We start from the raw sequence: 4,464 nt of genomic DNA, 5'->3' as shown, positions 1-4,464 counted from the left end.
ACCACATCATCTGCGTCGGCAGGGTCCTTTGTGAATCAGACACAGCTTTGGGTGGGGGGGCGGCCCGCCCCCCACCGCGTGGCCGGTCGGTCGACGGCCACCGCGCGGCCGGTCACGCGCCGGCCACGGCGCGGTCGGCTACTTGACGACCACGGCGGCGGCCAGCTTCGACAGCGGCTCGCCCAGCGAGTTGACGGCGTCGGAGAAGGTCTTGCGCTCGGCCTCGGTGACCTTGTCATAGGACGTGTAGGTGCCGTCGGCCTGCTTGTACTTGGCGAGCAGCGCCTGGATCGAGGCGAACTCGGAGTCCAGGGTCTTCGCGAGGTCGGGGTTCTTCTCGGCGGCGACCGGCTTCAGCAGCTCGTACGCCTTCTGCGCGCCCTCGACGTTGGCGTTGAAGTCCGCCAGGTCGGTGTGGCTGTAGCGGTCCTCCTCGCCGGTGATCTTGTTGGTGGCGACCTCGTCCAGCAGCTCCTTGGCGCCGTTGGCCATGCTGGTCGCGGTGATCTCCGCCTCGGGGATCTTCTTCTGCCAGTCCAACAGGTCGCCCACGAGCTGGTCGGCGAGCTGCTTCTCGTCGTCGCCGATCTTCCCGTCGGCCCAGAGGGACTTCTCCAGGCGGTGCCAGCCGGTCCACGGCTTGCCGGCCTCGACCTTGTCCTCGCGGGTGTCGGTCTTCGGGTCGACGTCGCCGAAGCTCTCGGCGACCGGCTCGGTGCGCTCCCAGCCGGTGCGCGAGGGGGCGTAGAGGGACTTGGCCTTCTCCACGTCGCCCGCCTTGATCGCGGCGGCGAAGGCCTCGACCGCCGGGATGGTGGCGTCGGCCTGCTCCTGCGCGTACCTGCGGTAGGCGTCGACGGCGGCGGCCAGGCGCGGGTCCGCGGAGGCGGTGGCGGCGCCCTCGCCGGTCACCGTGATCTTCTGCCGGATGCCGTCGCCGACCATGCCGGGCTTGCAGGCGATCTCGTACGAGCCGGCCTTGATCTCGGCGTTGATGGTCGCCTTGGTGCCGGGGCCGATGTTCTCGCGCTCGGTGACGATCTTGTCGCCCTCGGCGTAGACGTAGACCTCGGTGGTCTTCGAGCCCTTGTTGCTGATGTCCAGGACGACGTGGCCGGCCGGGAAGGAGGTCTTCGAGACCTCGCACGCGGAGTCGGTGGCGTTGATCTTCACCGCGTCGGCGCCACCGGCCTTGTCGTCCTTCTTGTCCGCACAGCCGGCCAGCGTCGCGGTCGCGACGGCGAGAGTGAGCAGCGCGGCTGCGGTCGTACGACGACGGGCGGGCATGACGGCTCCAACGGAAAAGGGCATGGGTGTGCCAGGGCGTGGCGAGGCGCCGACCGGGTCGGCGCCTCGTGATTAGCTAAGGCATACCTTACGTAAGATTTCCTTACCGGCGATACCCACCCCCCTGAGTCCGTCGCCTCCGGCCTCCCGAAGAGCGGCGCTTCGTCAGAGCAGCGCTCAGCTCCCCGGAGTGCGGCGGGCCGCGGCGCGGGCGGTCCAGCGGCCCTCATGGCGGGTGATCCGGATCGGGTGGCCGAAGGTCTCGCTGATCAGTTCGGTCGTCATCACCTCGTCGACCGGCCCGGCCGCCACGCACGCGCCCTCCCGCAGCAGGAGGGCGTGGGTCGTCGTCTCCGGCAACTCCTCCAGGTGGTGAGTGACCAGCACGCTGGCGAGGTCGGGGTGCTGGTGGCGCAGCAGGTCGAGGCTGTCGAGCAGGAGTTCGCGGGCGGTCAGGTCGAGCCCGGTGGCCGGCTCGTCGAGCAGGAGCAGGCGGGGGCTCGGCATCAGCGCGCGGGCGATCAGCGCCCGGCCGCGCTCGCCCTGGGAGAGCGTCGTCCACGGGGCCCCGGCCATGGCCGTCATGCCGAGGGTCTCGATCAGGAGCTCCGCCCGCTCGACCGCCCCGGGGGCGGGCTTGCGGTGCCACTCCGGCTCGATGGTGTTGGTGGCCCCGGTGAGCACCACCTCCCGCACGGTCAGCGGCGAGCGCAGCGGGTGGCGCGGATTGACGTGCCCGAGGTGGGCGCGCAGTTCGCGGACGTCGACCCGCCCGAGCCGGCGGCCGAGCACGTCCACCTCGCCCCGGGTCGGGTGGGAGACCGCCCCGAGGAGGGCGAGCAGCGTGGACTTCCCGGCGCCGTTGGGGCCGAGCAGCGCCCAGTGCTCGCCGGGCCGGATGGTCAGGGAGATCCCGCGCAGGAGGTGGCGGCCGTCGCGGACGACGTCCACGTCCCGGGTGCGCAGCAGGGGGGCGGGCGATGTCATGCGTGCACGGTACAACCATCCCGAACAGACCGTCATGAACCGTTCACATGCTGGATCTTCACCCCTGGTCAGACCCGGTCTGGATTGATCTGCACAGGACACAACTTGGCAAAGATATGACCATTCCCCTGGCCATTCATGACCGATCACCGTCAATCTCGGTCACAGCTGTTCGCGGGCCGTACTTCGCCCGAGCTTTACCGCGCGTTTCCCCAACCACGCGCGTCCCCTGCCACGCGCGTTTCCCTGTCACCACCCCACTGGAGTCAGAGTGAGCCCCACCTCCTCGTCGGCGTCCCGTCGTGCCCGCATAGCCGGTGCCACCGCCGTCATCGCCGCCCTCGTCGCCGTCACCGTCCCCGCCGGCACCGCCTCCGCCGCGCCCGCCGGACGGGACGCCGCGGTCGCCCAGGCCCGCGCCAACGTGGCCCGCAACGCCGGGGTGTTCGGGTTCGGCGACGGCCAGGACCTCGTGCTCAAGGACGTCGTCCTGGACGCCGACGGCTCGTCACACGTCCGCTTCGACCGCACCTACCAGGGCCTGCCCGTCGTCGGCGGCGACCTCGTCGTCCACCAGGACGCCCGCGGCCGCCTCAAGGACTCCACCCGCGCCGCCGCCCACGACCCCGCCGTGGCGTCCACCTCCCCGGCCGTGGCCCCGCAGACCACCGCCGGCAAGGCGATCGCCTCCGCCCCGGGCGTCCACGACGCCGTCGGCACGCCCGAACTGGTCGTCTGGGCCGCCGACGGCACGCCCCGCCTCGCCTGGCGCACCACCGTCGCCGGCACCGGCGAGCACGGCCAGCCCGCCGGCCGGGTCGTCGTCACCGACGCCACCACCGGCGACGAGATCGAGGCCTACGACAAGGAGCACCAGGCCGCCGGCACCGGCCACTCCGAGTACACCGGCGACGTCACCGTCGACACCACCCCGGCCGCCGACGGCGGCTACACCCTGGCGGACCCCGTGCGCGGCCACGTCACCAAGGACGCCGGCAACGCCTCCGCCGACGCCATCACCGCGGCCTCCGGCACGCCGTTCACCATCAGCACGAACGTGTGGGGCGACGGCAAGAAGTTCTCCACCGACCGCTCCACCGCGGCCGTCGACGCCCACGCGAACACCGCCTGGACGTACGACTACTACAAGAAGACCTTCGGCCGGAACGGCATCAAGAACGACGGCAAGGGCGCCACCGTCTTCGTCCACGTCGGCACCAACTGGGACAACGCCCAGTGGTCCGACGACTGCTTCTGCATGATGACCGGCGACGGCAACGGCACCAGCGACCCCGAGCAGGTCGACCTCGACACCATGGGCCACGAGATGACCCACGGCGTCACCAGCGCCACCGCCAACCTCCGCTACAGCGGGGAATCCGGCGGCCTCAACGAGTCCACCAGCGACATCTTCGGCACGATGGTCGAGTGGTTCGCCAACAACAAGGTCGACACCCCCGACTACCTGTTCAGCGACCAGTCCACCCCGCCGTGGCTGCGCCGCTTCGACAAGCCCTCGCTGGACGGCAAGTCGGCGGACTGCTGGAGCGCCACCGTCGGCAAGCTCAACGTCCACTACTCCTCCGGCGTCGGCAACCACTGGTTCTACCTGGCCAGTGAGGGCAGCGGCAGCAAGACCATCAACGGCGTCGCGTACAACAGCCCCACCTGCAACGGCTCCAAGGTGACCGGCGTCGGCAACCAGAAGATCGCCAAGATCTGGTACCGCGCGCTGACCGTCTACATGACGTCCACCACCAACTACAAGGGCGCGCGCACCGCCTCGCTCAACGCCGCGAGCGACCTGTACGGGCTCAACAGCGCCGAGTACAAGGCCGTCGCGGCGGCGTGGAGCGCGGTCAAGGTCAACTGACGGCCGCCGCTCAGGCGGTGAACCCGACGTGGACGTGGTCGTGGTGGGTGTCGTCGGTGAAGAACTGATTGCCGGCCCCCGGGATCGCGATCGGCCCGCCCACGTTGTACGAACCGGCGGCGGCCGCGGCCCGCATGAAGGACTCGATCAGCTGCCGCGGCGTCGCCGGGTCCACCACCGGGTGCCCGTCGATCCGCCAGACGTCGAAGGCCCCGCCCCCCCGGGTGGGGGTGGGGGGGGGGGGGGGGAAAAGCAACCCGGGGGGGGGGGGGGGGCCCACGCACACACACCGCCGGGGGGTGGGGCCCGCCCCCCCC

Annotated in this window: 4 protein-coding genes; 1 reads left to right on the top strand and 3 read right to left on the bottom strand. The window is 71.0% G+C overall.

The genetic code is table 11. The features are described 5' to 3' along the window. Positions 1-138 precede the first annotated feature (138 nt). Both efeO and ACFV4G_RS38335 read right to left on the bottom strand, forming a co-directional pair. Positions 139-1,287 (bottom strand): iron uptake system protein EfeO, encoded by a 1,149-nt coding sequence (gene efeO, locus ACFV4G_RS38340; RefSeq protein WP_380447317.1) that lies wholly within the window; start codon positions 1,285-1,287, stop codon positions 139-141. Positions 1,288-1,464: 177 nt separating this feature from the next. Continuing rightward, positions 1,465-2,274 carry an ABC transporter ATP-binding protein gene (locus tag ACFV4G_RS38335; RefSeq protein ID WP_380447315.1) on the bottom strand — a complete coding sequence of 270 codons (810 nt, stop codon included), beginning with the start codon at positions 2,272-2,274 and terminating at the stop codon, positions 1,465-1,467. A 271-nt stretch (positions 2,275-2,545) separates the two neighbouring features. On the opposite strand from ACFV4G_RS38335, the gene ACFV4G_RS38330 reads away from it, so the two are divergent. Next, a complete protein-coding gene (locus ACFV4G_RS38330; RefSeq protein ID WP_380447313.1) occupies positions 2,546-4,147 on the top strand; it encodes a M4 family metallopeptidase in 1,602 nt (533 codons plus the stop codon). A 10-nt stretch (positions 4,148-4,157) separates the two neighbouring features. Here ACFV4G_RS38330 and ACFV4G_RS38325 read toward each other — a convergent pair whose 3' ends face one another. Then, positions 4,158-4,325: a hypothetical protein gene (locus tag ACFV4G_RS38325; RefSeq protein WP_380447311.1), complete on the bottom strand. Its 168-nt coding sequence runs from the start codon at positions 4,323-4,325 to the stop codon at positions 4,158-4,160. Positions 4,326-4,464 lie beyond the last annotated feature (139 nt).

The organism is Kitasatospora sp. NPDC059747, assembly GCF_042732955.1.
GTDB lineage: Bacteria > Actinomycetota > Actinomycetes > Streptomycetales > Streptomycetaceae > Kitasatospora.
This window is presented reverse-complemented; position numbering and strand designations above follow the sequence as displayed.